Below are 22,764 nucleotides of genomic sequence, written 5' to 3'. Positions count from 1 at the left end.
CCTCTGTGGGAGCGAGCTTGCTCGCGAAAGGTGCGCCACCAATTTCCGACCATAGCCGTCGGAATTGGTTATTTTTTGTGCTATATTCCGCGCCCGCGATTTTTCATCTTTTATACCGGTTATCGACATGCAAGCAGCCAAGCCGTTATTTGACTATCCCAAGTACTGGGCCGAATGTTTCGGTCCGGCGCCATTCCTGCCCATGAGCAGGGAGGAGATGGATCAGCTCGGCTGGGATTCGTGCGACATCATCATCGTGACCGGTGATGCCTACGTCGATCACCCGTCGTTCGGCATGGCGATCATTGGCCGTTTGCTGGAAGCCCAGGGCTTTCGCGTCGGGATCATTGCCCAGCCGAACTGGCAGTCCAAAGACGACTTCATGAAGCTTGGCGAGCCCAACCTGTTTTTCGGTGTCGCGGCCGGCAACATGGACTCGATGATCAACCGCTACACCGCCGACAAGAAAATTCGCTCCGATGACGCCTACACCCCGGGCGGCATGGCGGGCAAACGGCCGGACCGCGCGAGCCTGGTCTACAGCCAGCGCTGCAAGGAAGCCTACAAACATGTGCCGATCGTGCTGGGTGGCATCGAAGCGTCGCTGCGCCGTATCGCTCACTACGATTACTGGCAGGACCGTGTCCGCAACTCGATCCTGATCGACGCCTGCGCCGACATCCTGCTCTACGGCAATGCCGAGCGGGCGATTGTCGAAGTCGCCCAGCGCCTGTCCTACGGCCACAAGATCGAAGACATCACCGACGTGCGCGGCACGGCCTTCATCCGTCGTGATACGCCGAAAGACTGGTACGAAGTCGACTCCACGCGCATCGACCGTCCGGGCAAGATCGACAAGATCATCAACCCGTATGTGAACACCCAGGACACGCAAGCCTGCGCCATCGAGCAGGAGAAGGGTCCGGTCGAGGACCCGAGCGAAGCCAAGGTCGTGCAGATCCTGGCGAGCCCGAAAATGACCCGCGACAAGACCGTGATCCGTCTGCCATCGGTGGAGAAGGTTCGTGGCGACGCGGTGCTCTACGCTCACGCCAACCGCGTGCTTCACCTGGAAACCAACCCAGGCAATGCCCGCGCCCTGGTGCAGAAGCACGGCGAAGTCGACGTCTGGTTCAACCCGCCACCCATTCCGATGACCACCGAAGAAATGGACTACGTGTTTGGCATGCCTTACGCACGCGTCCCCCATCCGGCGTATGGCAAGGAGAAGATCCCGGCCTACGAGATGATCCGTTTCTCGGTGAACATCATGCGTGGCTGCTTCGGTGGCTGCACGTTCTGCTCGATCACCGAGCACGAAGGCCGGATCATCCAGAACCGTTCCGAAGAGTCGATCATTCGCGAGATCGAAGAGATCCGCGACAAGGTCCCGGGTTTCACCGGCGTCATTTCCGACCTCGGCGGCCCGACCGCGAACATGTATCGCATTGCCTGCAAGAGCCCGGAAATCGAATCCGCGTGCCGCAAGCCGTCGTGCGTGTTCCCCGGCATCTGCCCGAACCTGAACACTGACCATTCTTCGTTGATCCAGCTGTACCGCAGCGCCCGGGCCTTGCCTGGGGTGAAGAAGATCCTGATTGCCTCTGGCCTGCGTTACGACCTGGCGGTCGAGTCGCCGGAATATGTCAAGGAGCTGGTGACCCACCACGTCGGCGGTTACCTGAAGATCGCTCCGGAGCACACCGAGGAAGGCCCGCTCAACCAGATGATGAAGCCGGGCATCGGCAGCTATGACAAATTCAAGCGGATGTTCGAGAAGTACACCAAGGAAGCCGGGAAAGAGCAGTACCTGATTCCGTACTTCATCGCCGCCCACCCGGGCACCACCGACGAAGACATGATGAACCTGGCGCTGTGGCTCAAGGGCAATGGTTTCCGCGCCGATCAGGTGCAGGCGTTCTATCCGTCGCCAATGGCCACGGCGACCGCCATGTACCACTCGGGCAAGAACCCGCTGCGCAAGGTCACCTACAAGAGCGACGCGGTGACCATCGTCAAGAGCGAGGAGCAGCGCCGCCTGCACAAGGCCTTCCTGCGCTATCACGACCCCAAGGGCTGGCCGATGCTGCGCGAAGCGCTGACCCGCATGGGCCGCGCCGACCTGATCGGGCCGGGCAAGAACCAATTGATTCCGTTGCACCAGCCGGCCACCGACAGCTACCAGAGCGCCCGTCGCAAGAACTCGACGCCAGCCGGCAGCCACAAGGTAGGCAAGGAAACCACCAAGATCCTGACCCAGCACACCGGCCTGCCACCGCGCGCCAGCGATGGCGGCAACCCATGGGACAAGCGCGAGCAGGCCAAGGCTGCGGCATTCGCCCGCAACCAGCAGGCCGCCAAGGAACGCAAGGACGCCGCCAAGGGCAAAGGACCGAAACCGGCGCGCAAGCCTGTCGTGCCGCGCTGATCGCCCTGCCACCTCGCAAAACGCCAGCCTAAGTGCTGGCGTTTTGCTTTCTGGCGGCGGTGCTGGCCGTTTGTTATCGTGGCGCCCGCCAATGTCAGTCAATTAAGTGCAGTCAAGCTGGACACAGCCCTTGTGGCGAGGGAGCTTGCTCCCGCTCGGCGGCGAAGCCGTCGTAAACCGGCTGGCACGGTCTGTCTGGGAAAGCTGCATGGGTTTGTTTGGGGCTGCTCCCTCGCCACAGGGTTCAGTGTGGATAAAGTCTCACCCTCCGATTCTCAAGGACGATTCATATGAGCACTCCGTTACCCGGCATCGGCATGGACAACAGCATCTCCCAGTTGATGGCCCGTCGCCGCATAGAAAGTCAAATCAACCTGCCACGGTTGTTCGCCGCCATTGATGCCGATCCAAGCATCGTCGGCGCGGGTGTGGTGTATATCGATGCTGAGTTCAATGTATTGACTTTGCGTGAGTTCAAGCCGATTTGCAGCATCAAGCCTAAACGGATCATCTTGCGCGAGGCGCAGAAATATATAGCGCCGGAGCAATTTGCCCAGCAGGTACAGAGCAATCCACGTGAGTCGCGTCTAGTTATTGAGGCGGTGAACACGACACTTTCTTGTGCGGGAGCGGTAATCAGTTGGGTCGTGATTGCCAGTGGAACCATCCTGGTCCCTTTCAGTGCCGGAGCCAGTGGTGTGATGGTGGCAATTGCCTGGACAGCTGCGGGAGCGAGCAGCCTCCAGTGCGTCAATGGACTTGTTCGCACCAGCCTCGAAGTTGCCAGCCCCCAAACGAATGACTGGCTGGACAGTGAGGCATGGTATCAAAACGCCTCAATAGGCTTGGATGCCGCTTCGTTGGTCGGCGTGGGGGCCTCTGCTTTGACGACAATCAAAATGGTCAGGGTTGCCAAGGCTTCGACCGGTAAAACTCTGCGCGAGGTCCTGCGGGGCTTGAACCGACAGGAGAGGGCTAAGCTGACCAAGGAATTGTTGAGTATCAATGATCCTCGTTTGACGTCAAAAATGCTCAAGTTGAAGCAACTTGCCGGTGAGTTACCCAAGCGCTTCACGGCCGCCGAACTCAAGCACGGCACTATTACCCAAATCAAGGATTCGCTTGGCGCAGCTATCGGGCTGAGCGGGAGCGCCCTATCAGGCAATGTCAAGACTATCGCTATTGGTCTGTACGAAGAGCTTGATGAATGAACAACGAACTTACACTTCGAGGCTTCTTCCAAAGGCATTTTCTTGGGTTTATTGCCGGTATCTTCGCGGCTTACATTTCAATTGCCTTGGCTATCTCACTGGCTTTCATAACCTATTTTCGATCATTGCCCCTAGCTGAAAGCGGCGTTTACATCATGCTGGGGGGCGCAGCGGTTACGCTGTTAGTGGCGCACGGTAACCTGATGGTCCTTTGGGGGCGACCGCGCTGGGTATGGTTGTTGGTTGGGGTATTCGTCTCCTGCCTGGTATTTGTCCTTCCGATGGTTGGTTACGCCCCTCATCGGGCGCTCTACGCTATGGCGGTATTATTCCCGGTGCTTGGCCTGTTGCTGCTGCAAAGCCAAAGGCAACGGGATATGCGTGACAAACTTGTCGCTATCCGCAGAAAGCGGGAGGCTCTGCGTGGCCCTCGATCATGAATGCGTAACGCTGCAAGCGTTTCGCTCCGTCAGGGCGTGCGCTGTCGTTGATGGCTTTAAGGAGATTGCGCCATGATCGGTGGTGGATCGCTGAAGCCATTCCTCGCCCGTTATTTTCCGGTTTTCATGGGGACGATCCTGCTGGGCTGCTTTTCCGGGCCCACGCTGCTTGTGTTGGCCGGGACCACTTATTGGCGTGCCCTGGAGCCGTCAGCCAGGACCGACTATGTCGGGCTCGGCACTTTGGCCCTGGTGATCGTTCTGGTCTTGGGCAACCTCTTGATCGCTCGCGGGCGCGCCTGGGCGGTCTGGTGGGTGGCGGGGTATTTCCTGGCCTGCCTGGCGGCGGTGCTGCCGACGTTCGCTTATCGACCGCATCAGGGTGTGTACCTATTCGCGGTGTTGTTGCCGCTGCTGGGGCTCTTGCTGCTCAACAGCAAGCGCCATCGGGAGATGCGCAGCAAACTCGTCGACATCCGCCGCCAACGCGCGCTGATCATCCAGGCCGCCAAGGCATCACGCCCGCGTCGCTGAGTCGATTTGCGCTGTCGGCGCCGCATTTATGTGCATTGCTTTGCAGATGAATTCGGGCAGCGCGCGTTTTTAGTGCTCTACTGCCTTGAGTAGACAAAGAAAGTGTCCGGCCTGCCTGCATGGCATAAGTCTTGCGCCGCTTTCGATAACGCCCAGGCTCGCAGGAGGCACGTCGTGTCGATTCATGTCGCATTGCATCACGTCACGCATTACCGCTACGACCGCGCCGTCGAGCTCGGCCCGCAGATCGTTCGCCTGCGCCCGGCGGCCCACAGCCGCACGCGGATTCTTTCCTATTCGCTGAAGGTTTCGCCCGAGCAGCATTTCATCAACTGGCAGCAGGACCCCCAGGGCAACTACCTGGCGCGGCTGGTGTTTCCCGAGAAAACCCGGGAGATGCGCATCGAAGTCGATCTGCTGGCGGAAATGGCGGTGTTCAATCCGTTCGACTTCTTTCTCGAGCCCTACGCCGAAAAGATCCCGTTCGCCTACGCGGCCGACGAGCGCAAGGAGTTGGCGCCTTACCTGGAAACCCTGCCGCTGACGCCGAAATTCCAGGCCTATCTGGACGGCATCGACCGCACGCCGTTGCCTGCGGTGGATTTTTTGGTGGCGCTCAACCAGCGCCTGAGCGAAGACATCAACTACCTGATTCGCATGGAGCCGGGCGTGCAGACCCCGGAGCACACCCTTGAGCACGCATCCGGCTCTTGCCGCGACTCGGCCTGGCTGTTGGTGCAGCTGTTGCGCAACCTTGGCTTGGCCGCGCGTTTCGTTTCCGGTTACCTGATCCAGTTGACTGCCGATGTGAAAAGCCTTGATGGCCCGTCCGGCACCGACGTGGACTTCACCGACCTGCATGCCTGGTGCGAGGTCTACCTGCCCGGTGCTGGCTGGATCGGCCTGGATGCGACATCCGGGTTGTTCGCCGGTGAAGGCCACATCCCGTTGGCCTGTAGTCCCGATCCGTCCTCGGCGGCCCCGATCAGTGGCTTGGTGGAGCCTTGCGAGTGTGAGTTCAGCCACGAAATGTCCGTCGAGCGGGTCTGGGAAGCACCGCGGGTGACCAAGCCTTACACCGACGCACAGTGGCTGGCGATCCAGGCACTGGGGCGCCAGATCGATGCCGACCTGTTGGAAGGCGACGTGCGCCTGACCATGGGGGGCGAACCGACCTTTGTCTCCATCGATGACCCGGATGGCGCCGAGTGGAACACCGCGGCACTCGGGCCGGACAAGCGCCGGCTCTCCGCCGAGCTGTTCCAGCGCATGCGCAAGCACTATGCGCCCAAGGGGCTGGTGCATTTCGGCCAGGGCAAGTGGTACCCCGGCGAGCAATTGCCGCGCTGGTCGCTCAATTGCTATTGGCGGCGCGACGGGGTGCCGATCTGGCACAACAGCGCGTTGATCGCCGATGAGCAGGAGGACTACGGCGCCGATGGCGAACTGGCCGGACGTTTCCTGGCGAGCGTTGCCGAGCGTTTGAAAATTCCTGCGCGCTTCGTGTTTCCGGCCTACGAAGACAACTTCTATTACCTCTGGCGCGAAGGTGCATTGCCTTCGAATGTCACGGCCGAGGACCCACGCCTGGAGGACGCCCTGGAGCGTGCACGGTTGCGCAAGGTCTTCAACCAAGGCCTGGACAAGGTCATCGGCCAGGTCCTGCCGCTGGCCCGCACCGCCAAGGGCGATCAATGGCAAAGCGGTCGCTGGTACCTGCGTGACAGTCACTGCCGCCTGGTGCCGGGGGATTCGCCCCTGGGCTATCGCTTGCCACTGGCGTCCCAGCCTTGGGTGACGGCGGCCGAGTACCCGTTCATCCACCCCACCGACCCGAACCAGGACTTGCCCGTGCTGCCCGGCACCGAGCAACTGGCGCGTCACGGCGAGCCGGCGACCGAGCAGGAGCATGTCCCGGAGATCGACAAATCCGCCGACTGGCTGACCCGCACGGCTTTCTGCGCCGAGGCCCGCGAAGGTCGGCTGTACCTGTTCATGCCGCCACTGGAGCGGGTCGAGGATTACCTGGAACTGGTCAGCGCCATCGAGGCGACGGCTGAGGAGCTGCACTGTCCGGTGCTGTTGGAGGGCTACGAGCCGCCGAGCGACCCGCGCCTGGGCAATTTCCGCATCACCCCCGACCCCGGTGTGATCGAGGTCAACGTGCAGCCTTCGGCGACCTGGGATGAGTTGGTCGAGCGCACTGAATTTTTATACGAAGAAGCGCGACAGACCCGGCTGACCACCGAGAAATTCATGATCGATGGCCGGCACACAGGCACCGGCGGCGGTAACCATTTCGTACTGGGTGGCGCGACACCGGCTGACTCTCCGTTTCTGCGGCGTCCCGACCTGCTGCGCAGCCTGATCAGTTACTGGCATAACCATCCGTCGTTGTCCTACCTGTTTTCCGGATTGTTCATCGGCCCGACCTCCCAGGCACCTCGCGTGGACGAGGCGCGCAACGACGCGTTGTACGAGCTGGAAATCGCTTTCGCGCAAATGCCACAGCCCGGCGAGGAATGCCCGCCGTGGTTGGTCGATCGCCTGTTGCGCAACCTGTTGATCGACGTGACCGGCAATACCCACCGTGCCGAATTCTGCATAGACAAGCTCTATTCGCCGGACGGCGCCACCGGGCGTCTCGGCCTGTTGGAGTTGCGTGCTTTCGAGATGCCACCCCACGCCCGCATGAGCCTGGCCCAGCAATTACTGCTGCGGGCGCTGGTGGCGCGGTTCTGGCGCGAGCCTTATGCGCCGGCGAAACTGGCGCGCTGGGGCACCGAGCTGCATGACCGGTTCCTGTTGCCGCACTTTATCGAGCAGGATTTTGCCGACGTCATCCATGAGCTGAATGCCGCCGGCTACCCGCTGCGGGCCGAGTGGTTCGCTGCGCACCTGGAGTTCCGCTTCCCCAAGGTGGGCGATTACGCGGTCAGCGGTATCGAGCTGCAATTGCGCCAGGCCCTCGAGCCTTGGCATGTGCTGGGGGAAGAGGGCGCGGTGGGCGGCACCGTGCGTTATGTGGATTCCTCCCTGGAGCGCTTGCAGGTCAAGCTCAGCGGCCTGGCGCCGCAACGCTACCTGCTGACCTGCAATGGCGTACCGGTGCCTTTGCAACCCACCGGCCGGGTCGGCGAGTTCGTCGCCGGGGTGCGTTTCCGCGCCTGGCAACCGGCCAACTGCCTGCAACCGACCATCCCGGTGCATGCGCCGCTGGTCTTCGATTTGCTCGACACCTGGATGCAACGTTCCGTGGGCGGCTGCCAGTATCACGTGGCCCATCCGGGCGGGCGTAACTACGACAGCTTGCCGGTGAATGCCAACGAGGCCGAAAGCCGGCGGATGGCGCGTTTCTTCCGTATCGGACATACGCCAGGGAAACTTCCGATACCCAGCCTGGCCATGGATGACGAGTTTCCGCTCACACTCGATCTGCGACGCTTTCCAGGGGCTTCAATGTAGGAGCTGTGTAGGAGCTGTCGAGTGCAACGAGGCTGCGATCTTTCCCCGGACACTTGAGTCCCAAGCGAAAGATCAAAAGATCGCAGCCTCCGGCAGCTCCTACAGGGCACGACCCAGCGTCTGGTCACACTCTTCCACCTATCCGGGCGTCATGCGCTTGCGCTAGTCTCACCTTTTATTGCCGTCTGCCGAGCTTTCCATGCCTGACCTGCTTGACCGTTACCCGCTGACGACGGGCACCTATCACGAACTGTTGGACGACAACGGTGCGGTGCGTCCGCACTGGCGGCGGTTGTTCGATCAGTTGCAGCGCAGCACGCCGGCTCACCTGATCCAGCGTCAGGCGCTGCTGGCTCGGCAGATCCAGGAAAACGGTGTCACCTATAACGTCTACGCCGATCCGAAGGGCGCCGACCGGCCGTGGGAGCTGGACCTGCTGCCCCACGTGATCGACCCGCAGGAATGGAAACATCTGTCGGCCGGGATCGCCCAGCGTGCGCGGCTGCTCAATGCGGTTCTGGCCGACCTGTATGGGCCACAGCGGCTGATCAGCGAAGGGCTGCTGCCGGCGGAGCTGGTATTCGGGCACAACAATTTTCTTTGGCCCTGCCAGGGCATTGCCCCACCGGATGGCAGCTTCCTGCACTTGTATGCGGTGGATCTGGCGCGCACGCCCGATGGCCGATGGTGGGTCACGGCGGATCGGACCCAGGCGCCTTCGGGGGCCGGTTATGCGCTGGAAAATCGCATGATCGTTTCCCGCGCGTTCCCCGAGCTGTATCGCGACCTGAGGGTGCGCCACCTGTCCGGGTTCTTCCGCACCTTGCAGGAAACCCTGGCACGACAGGCGCCCAGCGACGGTGAGTCGCCACTGGTGGTGCTGTTGACGCCGGGGCGGTTCAACGAAAGTTATTTCGAGCATCTTTATCTGGCACGCCAGCTTGGCTATCCGCTGGTGGAGGGGGGCGACCTGACCGTGCGGGACGCCACGGTCTACCTCAAGACCCTCAGCGGCCTGCGCCGGGTTCACGCCATCATGCGCCGGCTCGACGACGATTTCTGCGATCCCCTGGAGCTGCGTACCGATTCAGCCCTCGGCGTGCCGGGACTGCTGGAAGCGGTGCGCCAGGGCCGTGTGCTGGTGGCCAATGCCTTGGGCAGCGGCGTGCTGGAGTCACCGGGCCTGTTGGGGTTCCTGCCGAAGATCAACCAGTATCTGTTCGGCGAGGAATTGATACTACCGTCCATCGCCACCTGGTGGTGCGGTGAGCCGCCGGTGCTGGCCCAGGCCCTGGAAAAGCTGCCGCAACTGTTGATCAAGCCGGCGTTTCCTTCCCAAAGCTTCACCCCGGTGTTCGGCCGGGACCTGAACGAGGCGCAGCGCGGCCAACTGGCGGCGCGCATGCAGGCTCGGCCCTATGCCTATGTCGCCCAGGAGCTGGCGCAACTGTCCCAGGCCCCGGTCTGGCAGGCCGAAGACGGGCACATCCAGCCTCGGGCCATTGGCATGCGCGTGTATGCCGTGTCCGGGAAGGATGATTATCGGGTGCTGTCGGGTGGCCTGACCCGCGTGGCTGCCGAGGCCGACGCCGAAGTGGTGTCGATGCAGCGCGGCGGCGCCAGCAAGGACACTTGGGTGTTGGGCGAGCAGGCCCCCGGTGGTGAACAATGGACGGCCCAGCGAACCGTAGGCGTCCACGACCTGGTTCGACGCGATCCGTACCTGCCGTCGCGGGTGGTGGAAAACCTGTTCTGGTTCGGCCGTTACTGCGAACGCTGCGACGACAGCGCGCGGCTGCTGCGGATCATGTTGGGGCGTTACGTCGATGGCGACGACCCGCAGGCCCTGCAGTCGGCGGTGTCCCTGGGCGAAAGCCTGATGCTGCTGCCTGAGGAGGGCGAGCTGCACGAGCGTTTGCTGGCGGCGCTGTTGGGGGACGACTGGTCGTTCAGCCTGCGCTCCAACCTGCAGCGCTTGCAGTGGGCGGCCTCGCAGGTTCGCGGCAAGCTGTCCCGGGAGAACTGGCAGGCGCTGGTGGAGTTGCAGCGCGAAGCGATGGAGCTGGAAACCGAGGAACCGGATTTCGGTGAGTTGCTGGATTTCCTCAATCGGCTGGTGATGTCCCTGGCGGCGTTGTCCGGATTTGCCTTGGACGACATGACCCGCGACGAGGGCTGGCGCTTCTTGATGATTGGCCGGCGCCTGGAACGCTTGCAGTTCCTCAGCAGCAGCCTGGCGGCGTTTTTGCGCAGCGATGCAGTGTTCGACCAGGCTGGGCTTGAGTGGCTGCTGGAACTGGGCAACAGCAGCATCACCTACCGGTCGCGCTACCTGGCGGTGGCGCAACTGATCCCGGTGCTGGATCTGTTGTTGCTGGACGAACAGAACCCCCACGCGGTGCTTTTCCAGTTAAAGCTGGTGGCCCGCACGCTCAAACGCCTGAACGACGATTTTGGCGCACCGAAGGAAACGGCCTTGCCAGAATTGGTGACGCGTCTTTCTCGCTTTGACTTGCGTTGCCTGGAAAATCCCCTGTTTGGTGAGGCCAGCCTGCGCGCAGCACTTGATGGGCTGGCCGACCTATTGCAGGAAGTGGCCGATGTCGGTGGCCAGGTATCCGATCGCCTGGCCTTGCGTCATTTCGCCCACGTCGATGACGTCAGCCAACGCACGGTGTCCGTCTGATGAGCGCTCGTTACCAGATCCTCCACGACACCCATTACCACTATGACAGCCCGGTGTCCCTGGCCCAGCAGCTTGCCCATCTGTGGCCGCGCGCCTGTGACTGGCAGCGTTGCACCGAACAGCAGTTGCTGATCAGCCCGGAGCCGACGACCCGTCGCGATGAGCAGGATGTGTTCGGCAACCCGCTGACCCGCCTGGCCTTCGAACGCCCCCACGACGAGCTGCTGGTCAATGCTCGCCTCAGCGTTGAGGTGCTGTCTCGCCCCGCGCTGGACTTCAACCTGTCCCCGGCCTGGGAGTCGACCTGCAACGCGCTGACCTACAGCGGCCGGCCACTGGCGGCGCCATTGCTGGAGGCGTGCCGTTTTCGTTTCGAGTCGCCGTATGTGCACCTCAAGCGCAGCTTCGTCGAGTTTTCCGAAAGTTGCTTCCCGCCGGGGCGACCGTTGATGGTTGGCGTGCGGGCGCTGATGGAAAAGATTTTCGATGAGTTCACCTTCGATGCCGAGGCCACCCAGGTGGCCACGCCGCTGGTGGAGGTGCTGGAGCGGCGGCGGGGCGTGTGCCAGGACTTCGCCCACTTGATGCTGGCCTGCGTGCGTTCTCGCGGGCTGGCGGCGCGTTACGTCAGTGGCTACCTGCTGACCCAGCCGCCACCCGGCCAACCAAGGCTGATTGGCGCCGATGCGTCCCATGCCTGGGTCTCGGTGTATTGCCCGGTATTGGGTTGGGTGGACTTCGACCCGACCAACAACGTCCAGCCGGCCTTGGAACACATCACGCTGGCCTGGGGCCGGGATTTTTCCGATGTGTCGCCGTTGCGGGGAGTGATCCTGGGCGGCGGCAATCATGATCCCGAGGTACGGGTGACGGTGATGCCGCTGGAGTCATGATCGCTGTGTGGAAAATGTGGGAGCAAGCTCGGCTCCCACAGATTGTGTGTCCTATGGATGATGAGGTTTTCCCATGTTCCCGGTTTCCATCAAAGGCGTGCTGCAATCCCCCGAAGGCCTGGTCGTGCTGATGCTCAACGAACGGGACGAATGGGAACTGCCAGGTGGACGGATCGAGCTGGGCGAAACGGCGCCGCAGTGCCTGGCACGGGAGATCGATGAGGAGCTGGCGGTTGAGGTAAGTGTGGGGGAGCCGCTGGATTCGTACTTGTTCGAGGTCATTCCCGGCAAGCATGTCTTCATCTCCACGTACCGCTGCCAGTTGCTGGGCGGTTTCGTGCCGATGATCAGCCATGAGCACAAGCAGATCGGGTTGTTCGAGCCTGGCCAATTGCCGGCCAATCTACCTGCAGGCTATCGCCTGTCGATTATCAAGGCGCTGGGATTGTGAGGGCCGGCAGTGGGACTGCCGGCCCTGGACACAGAACCGGGGGGCCGGATCGAATCATCGGGCCCAGGGGGTATCAGGCGTCGGGCGCCTGATCTTTCGGTGCATCAACATCATCTTCTGCCGCCACTTCGCCTTCGGCATCCGGGGTCAGTGCGGCTTCTTCTTCAGCTGTGGCTTTCTTGCGCTGCAGCTTTTCCTCTTTCTTCTGCTCCTTGGCCAAGTCTCTTTGACGTTTGGCGAAGGAATAATTGGGTTTGGCCATGGGCGATCCTCTGGGGTCGAAGGTGAGGTTGAGCGGCGCATATTCTGCCCTGTATCGGGGCCGAGCCGTTAGCTGGGTTTTTGTTCGGCCCACTTTGGCTGCACTGACGGTTGCCATTCGTCCAGCGCATCGAGCAGGTTCTGCGCTGATTCGCTCACTTGCAGCATGTCACGATGGGGCGCGCGCACGAAGCCTTCGCCGACGATATGATCGAGAAAACCGGTGAGCTTGCTGTAGAAACCGTTCACTTCCAGCAGCCCCAGCGGTTTGCCGTGGTAGCCGAGCTGGCCCCAGGTCCAGACTTCGAACAACTCCTCCAGCGTGCCGAGGCCGCCGGGCAGGGCGATGAAGGCATCGCTGAGTTCGGCCATGCGTGCCTTGCGGGCGTGCATGCCGTCCACCACTTCCAGGCGGGTCAGGCCGCTGTGGCCGATTTCCTTGTCCTTGAGGCTTTGCGGGATGATGCCGACGACCTCGCCGCCGGCCGCCAGGGCCGCGTCAGCGACGATCCCCATCAGGCCGACGGCACCGCCGCCGTAGACCAGGGTCAATTTTCGTTCCGCCAATGCCCGGCCCAGGGCCTGCGCCGCTTCACGATACGCTGGATCGGTGCCGGTGCTGGCGCCGCAAAATACACAAACAGACGCGATGGACATGCTTTACTCCATGATCAGTAACCGACCCAGAGTAAAGCCTGGTCTTGGTCGCGCAAAGCGATTAAACCTCGCGTTGAGGTTTTTCGTAGGTGCCACTGGCGCCGCAGGCGTAGGCGGCGAGCAAGCTGCATAACAGGCTGTTGACGTTCATGATGGGCGCTCCCGAGAGGTGGTGAGGCCGATCATAGAGCGGTGTCATCCCTCTGGCTGGTTGATTGTGTCCATCAGGCTGATAGCCTTAAGTTGTATACAATCTTTGATTCAGGTCATAGGAACTTGTCTGAAATTCAGGCAGTCTTCCCCTTTGACGGATTTTTGTTAACCATGCCTTGGAGATTCACGATGTTTGCCAAACTTGTTGCAGTATCTCTGTTGACGCTGGCCAGCAGCCAACTGATGGCAGCGGAGTGCAAGACCACCATCGACTCGACCGACCAGATGTCCTTCAACACCAAGGCCATCGAGATCGACAAGAGCTGCAAGACGTTCACCGTAGAATTGACGCATTCGGGCAGTTTGCCGAAAAACGTCATGGGCCATAACTGGGTGCTGAGCAAAGAGGCTGACATGCAGCCGATCGCCACCGATGGCCTGGGCGCTGGCATCGACAAGAATTACCTGAAGGAAGGTGATACTCGCATCATCGCCCACACCAAGGTCATCGGAGCCGGGGAAAAAGACTCGGTGACCTTCGACGTGTCTAAACTGACTGCCGGTGAGGCATACGGTTTCTTCTGCTCGTTCCCGGGCCACATCTCGATGATGAAAGGCACCGTTACCCTGAAATAATCAGCTTCAGGCACAAAAAAGCGGCGCTTCTTTCAGAAATGGGAAGCGCCGTTTTTTTGGGTTTTTTTCGGTGGGTGTCTGGTTGTTTTGGGGTGTATATCCGTTTTTTGCGTAACGGATATACACACCAACCCACGCCTCTCAGCCAAGCCCGCTCCCACGGTGATTACCCGTTACGGAGCGTAAGGCATCACCCGCTTGTGCTCAGTCTTGCGATAAGTTTCGCAAATGATCCTGAACGCCTCGTCCCGCACAGGCTCGCCGTGCAGGAACGCATCGATCTCGGCATAGGTCACGCCGTGGGAGGCTTCGTCCGGCTTGCCTGGGGACAGGTCCTCAAGGTCGGCCGTGGGGATTTTTTCCACCAGCGACTCCGGCGCACCAAAGTCACGGGCAATGGCCCGGACCTGGTTTTTCACCAGGCCACTCAACGGCGCCAGGTCGCAGGCGCCATCACCGAACTTGGTGAAGAAACCCATCACCGCTTCGGCGGCATGGTCGGTGCCGATCACCAGGCCGTGCTCGGTGCCCGCGATGGTGTATTGCGCCACCATGCGCATCCGCGCCTTGGTATTGCCCAGCACGAAATCCCGCGAGACCGCTGCCTTGCCTTCGAACGCCGCGACTTGATCGGCCAAGGCCTTGACCGCCGGGCCGATGTTGACGGTATGGCGCTCGTCCGGGTCGATGAAGTCCACACAGGCTTGGGCTTCATGCTCGTCGAACTGGGTTTCGTACGGCAGGCGCACGGCGATGAACTTGTAGGCGGCGTTACCGGTTTTCTCCCGCAGTTCGCGCATGGCACGTTGGGCCAGCAGCCCGGCGGTCAACGAGTCAACGCCACCGCTGATGCCCAGCACGAGGGACTTGAGTCCGGAGTTGACCAGGCAATCCTGAATAAAGCTCACCCGACGGGCGATTTCGGCCTTGAGGGCCGCGTCATCGGTGAACGGCGGCTGGACCTTGAGCTGTTCAGCAATCTCACGCTGTACGGCTTGCATGAATTCACTCCTTGCTTGATGTGTCAGAAAGGGCGGCAGGTACTTGGAAAACATGTCGCATGTAGGCGACGAAATTCGGGTCTTTGCAGTGGGTCTTGCCGGGCTCGTCTGAAATCTTGGCCACGGGTTGCCCGTCACAGCTGATCATTTTAAGCACGATGCTCATCGGCTCTACACCTGGAATGTCACACGTCAGGTTGGTGCCAATACCGAAGCTGACATTAATGCGACCACGCAATGCCCGAAAAATCTCCAGGCATTTGGGCAATGTCAGGCTATCGGAGAACACCAGGGTCTTGCTCATCGGGTCGATGCCGAGCTTGTGATAGTGGGCAATGGCTTTTTCGGCCCAGATCACCGGGTCGCCCGAGTCATGGCGCAAACCGTCGAACAGCTTGGCGAAGAACAGATCGAAATCCTTGAGGAAGGCGTCCATGGTGATGCAATCGGTCAGGGCGATCCCCAGCAGGCCCCGGTACTCGCGCACCCAGCAATCGAGGGCGGCGATCTGACTGTCGATCAGTCGCGGGCCCAGTTGCTGGTGGGCCATGATCCACTCATGGGCCATGGTGCCCAGGGGCTTCATGTCCAGTTCCCGGGACAGGTGCACGTTACTGGTGCCGACGAAGCGCCCGGGGAAATCGTGCTTGAGCACGTTGACCACTTCTTCCTGGACGCGGAAGGAAAAACGACGACGGGTGCCGAAGTCCGCGACTTGCAGTTCGGACAGTTCTTCGGCGCTGGCGTTGGCGCTCAGCCAGTCGAACTTGCGATAAAGCTGTTCCCGCGCCTGTTCCAGGACGATTTCACGATAGCGATAACGATTGCGTACCTCGCTGACGATGGCCAGCAGCGGCACTTCGAACAGAATGACGTGCAGCCACGGCCCGCGCAGGCGGATGAACAACTCGCCGTTTTCGATACCGGTGTGCACGTAGCGCAGGTTGAAGCGAAACAGGCCCAGGAAACGCAGGAAGTCCGGCTTCATAAAGCTGATGCGCTCCAGGAAACCCAACTGGTCGGCGCTCAGGCTCAACTCGGCCAGGCGCTCGATCTGAAAGCGGATCTCCGCCAGGTACGGGCGCAGGTCTTCGCTGTTGCGGCAGCGAAATTCCCATTCGACTTCGACGTTGGGGTAGTTGTGCAACACCGCCTGCATCATCGTCAGTTTGTAGAAGTCGGTGTCGAGCAGGTTCTGCACGATACGATCGGCAAATACGCTCTCGCTCATAGGGTTCTCCAGACAGGCCGCAGCCGTGGGCAGCGAGGTTCGGCGGTTTGTAGTGAAAGGGCTAGTGGCGCATAACCGTGGTGGGTATTGCCAGTGTTTTGTGTCAGCTGCCGCTATTGCGGTGCATCCGGGTTGTCGATCTGCTCCAGCATCCACTCCACAAAAAGCCGCACCTTGGGCACTTCCGCCGAATGTTCCGGATAGGCCAGGTAATAGGCATTGGTGCTGGGCATCGCGTGTTGCCAGGGGATGACCAGTTTGCCGTCGGCCAGTTCTTCTTCCACCAGAAACCGCGGCAGCAGGGCGACGCCGCAGCCGACCTGGGCGGCGCGGATGCACATGTAGAAAGTTTCGAAACGCGGCCCGTGGTAGCTGTGTTCGGTGTGATAGCCCTGATTGTCGAACCAATCGTGCCAGGCCTGGGGCCGTGAGGCGTTTTGCAGCAGCACCAGCTCGGCCAGTTGGGTCGGGTCGGTGAAGGGCTGGTCAGGCAGGCTGCCGGGCGCGCAGACCGGTACCAGTTCTTCGCCAAACAGCTTCAGGGATTCGGTGCCGGGGCGCGAGCCTTGGCCGAAATAGAACGCCAGGTCGCTGCGCCCTTGCAGCAAATCGTCGGCCTCCTGCTCGCTGCACAGATCCAGATGAATCTTCGGATGCCGCAATCGCCAGCCCTTCAAGCGTGGGACCAACCAGCGGGCGCCGAAGGTCGGGGGCGTGGAAACGCGCAGGACTTCGGTGTCGCCGCCGTAGGAGCGCAGGTAATGGGTAGACATTTCCACCTGCGTGAGGATTTTTCGCACTTCCCCCAGGTACAAATCACCGGCTGGCGTCAGCTGCAAGCGTCGGCGCACGCGCCGGAACAGCAAGTGCTGCAGCAACTCTTCCAGTTGCGCGACCTGTTTGCTGACGGCGCTCTGGGTCAGGTTCAGCTCTTCGGCGGCACGGGTGAAGCTCAAGTGGCGGGTCACCGCTTCGAAGCATTGCAGCGCCGTGATCGACGGCAAGTAGCGTTTATTGAGCATGATGAGGCCTTATTTCTTGTGGCTCTGCTTATCCGGTCATGGCCAGCATGAATAAACGGAATGATATCTCGCTTAAAGGTCGTTTGTTGGCAAGTCTCGAGCCAGCTACAACTACAGGTCTGATCAGTCGCATTCGTCCGGCTGCCAATCCTTTGTCTTTCGTGTGAGGAAATTTTCCATGGTTGCTGCATTGCTTGATCGCTTGGGCGTCGACTCGGCCCTGTACCAGAACGGCACACAACCGGTGCATTCGCCCATCGATGGCAGCCGTATCGGCGCCGTGAACTGGGAAGGCGCGGCTGAAGTCGAGCAGCAGGTCAGTCGTGCCGAACACGCCTTCGACCTGTGGCGCCAGGTGCCGGCCCCGCGTCGCGGCGAGCTGGTGCGTCAATTTGGCGACCTGTTGCGTGAATACAAGGCCGACCTTGGCGAGCTGGTGTCGTGGGAAGCCGGCAAGATCACCCAGGAAGGCCTGGGTGAAGTGCAAGAGATGATCGACATCTGCGACTTCGCCGTCGGCCTGTCTCGCCAGCTGTACGGCCTGACCATCGCCTCCGAGCGTCCGGGCCACCACATGCGTGAGTCCTGGCATCCGCTGGGCGTGGTCGGGGTGATCAGTGCCTTCAACTTCCCCGTGGCGGTCTGGGCCTGGAACACCACGCTGGCCCTGGTGTGCGGCAACGCGGTGATCTGGAAACCGTCGGAAAAGACCCCGCTCACCGCCCTGGCGTGCCAGGCGCTGTTCGAGCGCGTGCTGAAGAACTTCAGCGATGCACCGCCGTACCTGAGCCAGGTGATCATTGGTGGTCGCGATGCCGGTGAAGCGCTGGTGGATGACCCGCGCGTGGCCTTGATCAGCGCCACCGGCAGCACCCGCATGGGCCGCGAAGTGGCGCCGAAAGTCGCCGCGCGTTTCGCCCGCAGCATTCTGGAACTGGGCGGCAACAACGCCATGATCCTGGCCCCGAGCGCCGATCTGGACATGGCCGTGCGCGCCATCCTGTTCAGCGCCGTCGGCACCGCCGGCCAGCGTTGCACCACCCTGCGCCGGCTGATTGCCCATGAATCGGTGAAGGATGAAATCGTCACCCGCCTCAAGGCCGCCTATTCGAAAGTGCGCATCGGCCATCCGCTGGAAGGCAACCTGGTCGGGCCGCTGATCGACAAGCACAGCTTCGACAGCATGCAGGATGCGCTGGAGCAGGCCTTGAGCGAAGGCGGGCGAGTCTTTGGTGGCAAGCGCCAGCTTGAAGACCAGTTCCCGAATGCCTATTACGTCTCGCCAGCCATCGTCGAGATGCCCGAGCAGAGCGATGTGGTGCGCCACGAAACCTTCGCACCGATCCTGTACGTGGTCGGCTACAAGGACTTTGCCGAGGCCTTGCACCTGAACAACTCCGTGCCCCAGGGCCTGTCGTCCTGCATCTTCACCACCGACGTGCGTGAAGCCGAGCAATTCATGTCGGCCGTGGGCAGCGACTGCGGCATCGCCAACGTCAACATCGGCCCGAGCGGCGCGGAGATCGGCGGCGCATTCGGGGGCGAAAAAGAAACCGGTGGCGGTCGCGAATCCGGCTCCGACGCCTGGCGCGGCTACATGCGCCGCCAGACCAACACCGTGAACTACTCGCTGGAGTTGCCATTGGCGCAGGGGATTACCTTCGACTGAGGTCGAGTCAACAAAGTCCCCTGTGGGAGCGAGCTTGCTCGCGATAGCGGTCTGTCAGTCACATAGTTATTGAATGTGCCGCCGCCATCGCGAGCTAGCTCGCTCCCACAATGAATTTGTGTGTAGTGGTTAGGTTTCTTTTTCGGAGTCTGGCAATGCCGTTACGCGAAGAATGTCTGTGGGAAAAACTGACGCCGCAAAGGCCTGAAAATAGCGCGCTCACCGGCGAAGTCACGGCTGACGTCTGTGTGATCGGCGCGGGTTTTACCGGGCTGTCGGCGGCGGTGCATTTGCTCGAGCAAGGCAAACGCGTGGTTGTGCTGGAAGCTCATCGGGCCGGGCACGGCGGATCGGGGCGTAACGTCGGGTTAGTCAACGCCGGCCTGTGGATCCCGCCGGATGACATCGAGGCCGGGTTCGGCGAGGCGGTGGGCAGCCAGCTCAATCGCATGCTGGGGGCGGCGCCGGCCCTGGTGTTCAGCCTCATCGATAAATACAACATCGATTGCCAACTGCGCCGCGAAGGCACCCTGCACATGGCTCATAACGCCCGGGGCGAGGCCGACCTGCGCAGTCGCGAAGAGCAATGGAAGCGCCGTGGTGCCCCGGTGGAATTGCTCACCGGCCAGGCCTGTGTCGATGCCACCGGCACGTCGAAAATCGCCGCGGCACTGCTCGACCATCGTGCCGGCACGCTCAACCCGATGGCCTACACCAGCGGGTTGGCCAAGGCGGCCACGGACCTTGGCGGCCAGTTGTTCGACCACTCGCCGGTGACACGCCTGGAACGCCAAGGCCAGCGCTGGTCGGTGCAGACCGCCCAGGGTTCGGTGCTGGCCGAGCAGGTGGTGATCGCCTCCAACGCCTACACCGAGGGCGACTGGACCGAACTGCGGCGCAATTTCTTCCCCGGTTATTACTATCAGGTCGCCTCGGTCCCGCTGACCGACGAGGCCGCCCGCCGCATTCTGCCGGGCGGGCAGGGCTCGTGGGATACCCGCCAGGTATTGAGCAGCATCCGCCGGGACAAGGATGGCCGTTTGCTGCTGGGCAGCCTGGGCAATGGCAACCGCAAGCCGACCTGGTTCCTCAAGGCCTGGGCCGACCGGGTGCAGCAGCACTATTTTCCTTACCTCAAGTCGGTGGAGTGGGAGTGCACCTGGACCGGTTGCATTGCCTTCACCCCCGATCACCTGATGCGTCTGTTCGAGCCCGCTCCCGGGCTGGTGGCCGTTACCGGCTACAACGGTCGGGGCGTGACCACCGGCACGGTGGTCGGCAAGGCGTTCGCCGATTACCTGTGTCACGGTAATGCCCAGGCCCTGCCGATCCCGTTCGCACCCATGCAGCCATTGGCCGGGGTGGGATTGCGCAGTTGCCTGTATGAGGCGGGCTTTTCCCTGTATCACGCGGGCCAGTGCCTGCGGATCGTCATTTGAGTGTTGAAAATTGTTGCTGGAAGCCGCGTTTTCCGGCGTAGCGTCTAGCCTGTTATGGTGCGGGTTGTAGCAATCGCGCACCGACAGTGTGCAGTTCGGTGACGTGGGTTGTTACACAGTGGTTGCACGCCGTTTCGTGCGATGGTTGCAATGATGGCTCACGGAGGGTTTTACCCATTTAAATAAAAGGTTGCACCTCGTGCGGTTTAGACGGTTGCACGCCCTATGAAAAAGGGCTCGAAACAGTCGAAATAACAATAAAGCAGCGACTTTTTTCAGAATAAAAAACCGATGGCACGGCCCTTGCTCTGAGCTTTTCAGTGAAATGAAGTCGCAGTGCCAACTAAAAAAAACCTTGGAGCACCACCTCATGTCCCAGACGTTTTACAAGAAAGGTTTCCTGGCCCTCGCAGTGGCAACTGCGTTGGGTGTTTCTGCGTTTGCTCAAGCTGATGTGAAATTTGGTGTGGCGGGGCCGATGACCGGCGCCAACGCTGCATTTGGCGAGCAGTACATGAAGGGTGCCCAGGCGGCAGCCGATGCCATCAACAAGGCAGGTGGCGTCAACGGTGAGAAGATCGTACTGGTCGCTGGCGACGACGCCTGCGAACCCAAGCAGGCCGTGGCCGTGGCCAACCGCCTGGTTGACCAGGACAAGGTGATCGGCGTGGTCGGGCACTTCTGCTCGTCCAACACCATCCCGGCCTCGGAGGTCTACGACGAAGCCGGCATCATCGCCATTACCCCGGGCTCCACCAACCCTGCAGTCACCGAGCGCGGCCTGAACGCCATGTTCCGCATGTGCGGTCGTGACGACCAGCAGGGCATCGTGGCGGGCGACTACATCGTCGACGTGCTCAAGGGCAAGAAAGTGGCCGTGCTGCACGACAAGGACACCTACGGCCAAGGCCTGGCGGATGCCACCAAGGCACAACTGGCCAAGCGTGGCGTGAAGGAGGTGCTGTACGAAGGCCTGACCCGCGGCGAGAAAGACTTCAGCGCCGTGGTGACCAAGATCCGTGCGGCGGGTGCCGACGTGGTCTACTTCGGTGGCCTGCATCCGGAAGCCGGCCCGCTGGTTCGCCAGTTGCGCGAGCAAGGCCTCAAGGACGTGAAGTTCATGTCTGACGATGGCATCGTCACCGACGAACTGGTCACCACCGCCGGCGGCGCGCAATACGTCGATGGCGTGTACATGACCTTTGGCGCCGACCCGCGCCTGCTGCCAGACAGCAAGGCCGTGGTTGAAGAGTTCCGCAAGAACGGCACCGAGCCTGAAGGCTACACCCTGTACGCCTACGCTTCGGTCCAGGCCCTGGCCGCCGGCTTCAATGGCGCCAAGTCCAATAAGGGCGAAGACGCGGCCAAGTGGCTCAAGGCCAACTCGGTCCAGACCGTGATGGGCAAGAAGGAATGGGACACCAAGGGCGACTTGAAAGTCTCCGACTACGTGGTTTACCAGTGGGACAAGGACGGCAAGTATCACCAGCTGGAAAAACAGAAGTAAGGGCCGAAGCGACCGTCCACGCCTTCTTTGGAACCGGGCAAGCCCCGGCTTCCAAGGGCCGCGCGTCGGTCGTGGCTGACATTGCTCCGACGTAAATCTGTATTTTCCTTAGAAGAACCGCACATCCCAGGGTGTGCAGGTTCTCACTGCGTGAGATTGCGTTATGGATGGTATTTTCCTGCAGCAACTGATCAATGGCCTGACCCTCGGGTCGGTCTATGGTCTGATCGCCATCGGCTACACAATGGTCTACGGCATCATCGGCATGATCAACTTCGCCCACGGCGAGGTTTACATGATTTCCGCTTACCTCGCGGCAATCAGTCTGGCTCTGCTGGCTTACTTCGGTATTGAATCCTTTCCGCTTATGATCCTCGGCACCCTCGTGTTCACGGTCGTGGTCACCGGAGTATATGGCTGGGTCATCGAACGCGTCGCCTATAAACCCCTGCGCAACTCAACCCGGCTGGCACCGCTGATCAGTGCCATCGGCATCTCGCTGATCCTGCAGAACTACGCGCAGATCAGCCAGGGCGCCCGCCAACAGGGAGTCCCGACACTGCTTGAAGGCGCCATGCGCGTCGATATCGGCAGCGGTTTCGTCCAGCTCACCTACACCAAGATTTTCATCCTGATCGCCGCGTTCGCCGGGATGGGCTTGCTGACCTACATCATCAAGTACACCAAGCTCGGACGCATGTGCCGCGCCACCCAGCAAGACCGCAAGATGGCCTCGATCCTGGGGATCAACACCGACCGGGTGATTTCCTACGTGTTCATCATCGGTGCGGCGATGGCGGCCCTGGCCGGCGTGCTGATCACCATGAACTACGGTACGTTCGACTTCTATGCCGGCTTCATCATCGGCATCAAGGCGTTCACCGCGGCGGTACTTGGCGGCATCGGCTCCCTGCCTGGGGCGATGCTCGGCGGGATCATCCTCGGCATCTCCGAGTCGCTGTTCTCCGGTCTGATCAACTCTGACTACAAAGACGTGTTCAGTTTCTCGCTGCTGGTGCTGATTCTGATTTTCCGTCCCCAAGGCCTGTTGGGTCGCCCACTCGTGGCGAAGGTATAAGT

General features: G+C 61.2%; 18 protein-coding genes. 13 read left to right on the top strand and 5 right to left on the bottom strand.

The features are described 5' to 3' along the window. Positions 1-127: 127 nt before the first annotated feature. From AB4O22_RS23745 to AB4O22_RS23710, 8 genes are all read left to right on the top strand, one after another. Entirely contained in the window at positions 128-2,428 is a 2,301-nt protein-coding gene (locus AB4O22_RS23745; protein WP_057448265.1) for a YgiQ family radical SAM protein, read from the top strand. A gap of 290 nt (positions 2,429-2,718) precedes the next feature. Then, entirely contained in the window at positions 2,719-3,639 is a 921-nt protein-coding gene (locus AB4O22_RS23740; RefSeq protein ID WP_223470945.1) for an NAD synthetase, read from the top strand. Beyond that, entirely contained in the window at positions 3,636-4,079 is a 444-nt protein-coding gene (locus AB4O22_RS23735; RefSeq protein ID WP_223470943.1) for a hypothetical protein, read from the top strand. The genes AB4O22_RS23740 and AB4O22_RS23735 overlap by 4 nt, the downstream gene beginning before the upstream one ends. A gap of 72 nt (positions 4,080-4,151) precedes the next feature. Continuing rightward, complete coding sequence (locus AB4O22_RS23730) at positions 4,152-4,613, top strand: hypothetical protein (protein WP_460097298.1); 462 nt, start codon at positions 4,152-4,154, stop codon at positions 4,611-4,613. Between the two features lie 174 nt (positions 4,614-4,787). After that, the gene (locus AB4O22_RS23725; RefSeq protein ID WP_223470940.1) at positions 4,788-8,078 is read left to right on the top strand and encodes a transglutaminase family protein; all 3,291 of its coding nucleotides are present in this window, start codon (positions 4,788-4,790) and stop codon (positions 8,076-8,078) included. Between the two features lie 199 nt (positions 8,079-8,277). Further along, positions 8,278-10,764: a circularly permuted type 2 ATP-grasp protein gene (locus AB4O22_RS23720; protein ID WP_223470939.1), complete on the top strand. Its 2,487-nt coding sequence runs from the start codon at positions 8,278-8,280 to the stop codon at positions 10,762-10,764. Continuing rightward, the gene (locus AB4O22_RS23715; protein WP_223470938.1) at positions 10,764-11,657 is read left to right on the top strand and encodes a transglutaminase family protein; all 894 of its coding nucleotides are present in this window, start codon (positions 10,764-10,766) and stop codon (positions 11,655-11,657) included. The genes AB4O22_RS23720 and AB4O22_RS23715 overlap by 1 nt, the downstream gene beginning before the upstream one ends. A 73-nt stretch (positions 11,658-11,730) precedes the next feature. Beyond that, on the top strand, positions 11,731-12,108 hold the full coding sequence (locus AB4O22_RS23710; protein ID WP_003197272.1) for an NUDIX hydrolase: 378 nt from the start codon (positions 11,731-11,733) through the stop codon (positions 12,106-12,108). 73 nt (positions 12,109-12,181) lie between these two features. Here the strand turns inward: AB4O22_RS23710 and AB4O22_RS23705 are convergent, their stop codons facing one another. Both AB4O22_RS23705 and AB4O22_RS23700 read right to left on the bottom strand, forming a co-directional pair. Then, on the bottom strand, positions 12,182-12,370 hold the full coding sequence (locus AB4O22_RS23705) for a hypothetical protein (RefSeq protein WP_003197274.1): 189 nt from the start codon (positions 12,368-12,370) through the stop codon (positions 12,182-12,184). A 68-nt stretch (positions 12,371-12,438) separates the two neighbouring features. Continuing rightward, on the bottom strand, positions 12,439-13,026 hold the full coding sequence (locus AB4O22_RS23700; RefSeq protein ID WP_214511439.1) for an LOG family protein: 588 nt from the start codon (positions 13,024-13,026) through the stop codon (positions 12,439-12,441). A gap of 342 nt (positions 13,027-13,368) precedes the next feature. Here AB4O22_RS23700 and azu point away from each other — a divergent pair, with 342 nt between their 5' ends. After that, positions 13,369-13,815, top strand: coding sequence for an azurin (azu, locus tag AB4O22_RS23695; RefSeq protein WP_460097296.1), 447 nt, complete (start codon positions 13,369-13,371; stop codon positions 13,813-13,815). A 173-nt stretch (positions 13,816-13,988) separates the two neighbouring features. Here the strand turns inward: azu and nadE are convergent, their stop codons facing one another. The 3 genes from nadE to AB4O22_RS23680 all read right to left on the bottom strand — a co-directional run bounded on the left by nadE (position 13,989) and on the right by AB4O22_RS23680 (position 17,069). Next, positions 13,989-14,816: an ammonia-dependent NAD(+) synthetase gene (gene nadE, locus AB4O22_RS23690; RefSeq protein WP_003197282.1), complete on the bottom strand. Its 828-nt coding sequence runs from the start codon at positions 14,814-14,816 to the stop codon at positions 13,989-13,991. A 4-nt stretch (positions 14,817-14,820) separates the two neighbouring features. Then, a complete protein-coding gene (pncB, locus tag AB4O22_RS23685) occupies positions 14,821-16,047 on the bottom strand; it encodes a nicotinate phosphoribosyltransferase (protein WP_003197284.1) in 1,227 nt (408 codons plus the stop codon). A gap of 113 nt (positions 16,048-16,160) precedes the next feature. Then, entirely contained in the window at positions 16,161-17,069 is a 909-nt protein-coding gene (locus AB4O22_RS23680; RefSeq protein ID WP_223470937.1) for a LysR family transcriptional regulator, read from the bottom strand. Positions 17,070-17,247: 178 nt separating this feature from the next. Here AB4O22_RS23680 and amaB point away from each other — a divergent pair, with 178 nt between their 5' ends. From amaB to AB4O22_RS23660, 4 genes are all read left to right on the top strand, one after another. Beyond that, entirely contained in the window at positions 17,248-18,738 is a 1,491-nt protein-coding gene (gene amaB / locus AB4O22_RS23675; RefSeq protein ID WP_038857759.1) for an L-piperidine-6-carboxylate dehydrogenase, read from the top strand. Positions 18,739-18,893: 155 nt separating this feature from the next. Beyond that, positions 18,894-20,177: an L-pipecolate oxidase gene (amaA, locus tag AB4O22_RS23670; RefSeq protein WP_223470936.1), complete on the top strand. Its 1,284-nt coding sequence runs from the start codon at positions 18,894-18,896 to the stop codon at positions 20,175-20,177. Between the two features lie 370 nt (positions 20,178-20,547). Then, on the top strand, positions 20,548-21,684 hold the full coding sequence (locus tag AB4O22_RS23665; protein ID WP_003197293.1) for an ABC transporter substrate-binding protein: 1,137 nt from the start codon (positions 20,548-20,550) through the stop codon (positions 21,682-21,684). Between the two features lie 163 nt (positions 21,685-21,847). After that, positions 21,848-22,762: an ABC transporter permease subunit gene (locus AB4O22_RS23660; protein WP_003197295.1), complete on the top strand. Its 915-nt coding sequence runs from the start codon at positions 21,848-21,850 to the stop codon at positions 22,760-22,762. Positions 22,763-22,764 lie beyond the last annotated feature (2 nt).

It is taken from the genome of Pseudomonas sp. S3_B11 (genome assembly GCF_054667715.1).
This window is presented reverse-complemented; position numbering and strand designations above follow the sequence as displayed.